Origin of the sequence: Kroppenstedtia sanguinis, assembly GCF_050433445.1 — a bacterium.
In the GTDB taxonomy this organism is placed as follows: Bacteria; Bacillota; Bacilli; order Thermoactinomycetales; family DSM-45169; genus Kroppenstedtia; species Kroppenstedtia sanguinis.
This window is the reverse complement of sequence record NZ_JBNPXF010000049.1, coordinates 1-2,741: the sequence shown is the minus strand read 5'-3', so window position 1 is coordinate 2,741 and position 2,741 is coordinate 1. Positions and strand designations below refer to the sequence as shown.

At 47.9% G+C, this 2,741-nt stretch carries 4 protein-coding genes; 3 read left to right on the top strand and 1 reads right to left on the bottom strand.

Annotated features, from left to right (window positions below; translation table 11 throughout):
• Positions 1-228 (top strand): GAF domain-containing protein (locus JOD24_RS16000; protein ID WP_429247346.1); only part of this gene is annotated, 228 nt, incomplete at its 5' end.
• A 32-nt stretch (positions 229-260) separates the two neighbouring features.
• On the opposite strand, the gene JOD24_RS15995 is transcribed toward JOD24_RS16000, so the two are convergent.
• On the bottom strand, positions 261-677 hold the full coding sequence (locus tag JOD24_RS15995) for an NUDIX hydrolase (RefSeq protein WP_380167106.1): 417 nt from the start codon (positions 675-677) through the stop codon (positions 261-263).
• A 421-nt stretch (positions 678-1,098) separates the two neighbouring features.
• Between JOD24_RS15995 and JOD24_RS15990 the strand changes: the two genes are divergently transcribed.
• Together JOD24_RS15990 and JOD24_RS15985 are read left to right on the top strand one after the other, a co-directional pair.
• Positions 1,099-1,614, top strand: coding sequence for a matrixin family metalloprotease (locus JOD24_RS15990; RefSeq protein WP_380167105.1), 516 nt, complete (start codon positions 1,099-1,101; stop codon positions 1,612-1,614).
• A 28-nt stretch (positions 1,615-1,642) separates the two neighbouring features.
• Positions 1,643-2,191 (top strand): hypothetical protein, encoded by a 549-nt coding sequence (locus JOD24_RS15985; RefSeq protein WP_380167104.1) that lies wholly within the window; start codon positions 1,643-1,645, stop codon positions 2,189-2,191.
• Positions 2,192-2,741 lie beyond the last annotated feature (550 nt).

Sequence of the window (2,741 nt, the reverse complement as noted above, 5' to 3'; positions counted from 1 at the left end):
CGATCCACCCAGCTGGTCCCTGACGTCCACCAATTTCCCGGTCATATCGCCTGTGACCCTGCATCGCGATCCGAGATCGTGATCCCTTTGCAGGCCCAGGGGCGCATCATCGGAGTGCTGGATATTGACAGCCCCGTCCCCAACCGCTTCGATGATATCGATCGGAACCATCTCGAAACATTGGCCCAGATCGTGGAAGAGAGTATCGACTGGTCCAAAATGAATTAAACAGAGGCCGCTCCGATTGGGGGCGGCCTTTTTCATCGTTCCATATAGATGCGGTAAGCGCGACGGATCTCCTCTTTCATCCACTCGGGATAGGGCGACGAATCCAATTCATCCATCCGGGTCCAGTGGTAACTGTCGTGCTCAGCACTCAGTTTCACTTCGCCCACCGGTTGTCGACAAGCGAACTTGATGATAATCAGGTGCTTCTCTTCCTGAAGATCATCATAGATGTAAGCAGGACCCACCACCCGGATGGAAAGCCCTGTCTCCTCCTGCACTTCCCGATACAGTGCCTCCATCAGGGGTTCCGCAGGTTCCAATCCCCCTCCGGGGAAATCCCATCCGTGAGTATCCTTCGCACTCCGCTCCGCTTTCGATTTACGCAGAACCAACACCTGATCTCCATCGAAAATAATCGCTTTGGCAGCAATTTTATAGGGTTTATGCATCCATACCATCCTCTCCATTCCCCCGTCGGGGGCCATTTAGTTCAGGAAACCGGAATTTATCCCCTCTTCTGAACCACATCCACCTCAGTACTTCCCTTAATTGCGCATTGCTTCCAGTTGGTTGCCGTTCGGATCTCGCTCCATCCATTCAGCAGAAAATCATAGAATCTCGCGTAGTCATACACCCGATTTCAATTGCAGCGTGCTTGAATCTCCTATTGCTATTTTATAGTAATGATCAAATCGGTTCAATTTATCTCTAAAAACCCTACAAAAGCGCCACGAGATAAAGATCTCAACCAAATAGAGCCGAATTCTATTAAAAAAATTCAGAAGTTAGAGGATTATTTGAATCCTTGTAGAATTATTTCTCACAGATTGCATTCCAATCTGAAATCCATGGTGAGGGAGGAAGATCTTTTTGCTGAAAAAAATCACCGTCATCACTCTTGCTTTGTTGGTGTTTGGGTCCTGGACACCGACAATGGCCTATCAGCTTTGGGGATACAAATGGGCCAGCTCCACCATCTCCTATGAATGTGATATGCACGGCGATTACACCACGCAATGCAACAACGGCAAGAATGATTGGAACAACCGTACCCATGCAAACTATGTGTATGGGGGCAACACTGCTGGTGTCAGCACAAATGCTGCCAACTATGGAAACACTGGATGGAGCGGACTCTGCTCCCTAACCCAAGTTTCCGGCAATACGATTCAGCACGCCGACATTTCCATCAACACCCTTTACACCGATGGGTATTCATCTGCCCAGCGCAAGGGCGTCATCACCCATGAACTAGGCCATGCTCTAGGACTCTCCCACGAGGACAGCCTCGGACCCGGCGGATCAGTCATGTACTCCAACGATGGCCGTACCGTCTACTCCCCGACCTCAGATGATATCAATGGAGTCAATGCCATCTACCCATGAGCACTTTCACTCCAAGGAGGGATAAAAAGTGATCCAAGCTGTGAAGGGCCGGGCTTTCACCATCACGGTACTGGCTCTGGCCGTACTGTTGGCCGTCGGGATCTACCTCTCGTTCATCGCCCCGAAAGAATTGGAAATGGATCTGTCTGTGGACCACACTTACACCCATGTGGATGAAATGAAAAAAGCAGCCGACCTGATCGTGGAAGGGACTGCCCGGTCTCAGAAAACTCTCAGCCATGAGGGAGTTCTGTTCACCACCAGCACCCTGCAAGTGGATCAAGTTTTGAACGGAAAACTGAAAGAGAAAAAGATCACCGTCCTGGAAACCGGGGGTTTTGACGGGAAGAACCATCTTACCATGGAAGACAATCGGGTGATGGATCCCTCCCAGCGATACATCTTGTTTCTGGAAAAATACAAAGGCCCCGTCGCGAAAGACGCCTACGTGATCACTGGTGCCTATCAGGGCAAGTTCGCAGTGGAGGGCCAACAGGTGGAAGCTCCCCAACAAGTGGACCCTCAAATTGAAACCATCCATAGCAAACAAGCACTGATCCAACAGATTAGCCAGTGATAGGAAAACCAAAAATCCGGAGTGTTTACCCACTCCGGATTTTTGTTGCCTGCATTGAATAATTAAAAGAAGTCTTATAAGAGGGTGCGTCTGGTACATCCTGATTTTTCACTCTGCTTTCAGGATCGTTCCTACTTAATCGAACCGAGAGATACTGTCTCTCCCTGATTATACTTTTTTAACAAACGAGATCTTCTCAATCAACCGGAAGTTGTACAAATCCATTAAAATTTTTCACCGATTATCAACCTATCTCTCAACATAAATGATTGGAGCTGATTTGAATGTATAACAAACTGCAATCCTTTTTATCGGCGGGAATCTTTTTCAATCAACTTTTATTAAGTATGGCAGCCATCGAAAGGGGCATATCCAGGCCAACATCCAGCTATCACTGGATTTTTTCTTTTTACAACCAAAGTCCTATTGGTTAGAAAAGTCAAGATAAACTATCCTCCAATTAACCAACAATCTTCCAAAATAGGAGGCGGGTTGATTGGATCTTTTACGTTGGCTCTTTCGGGGAATCCGATCCAAAAGAGGTTCCCCC

Coding starts and splice junctions, on each gene's coding strand:
- JOD24_RS15995 (WP_380167106.1), bottom strand. CDS start 677: ATGCATAAACCCTATAAAATTGCTGCCAAAGCGATTATTTTCGATGGA.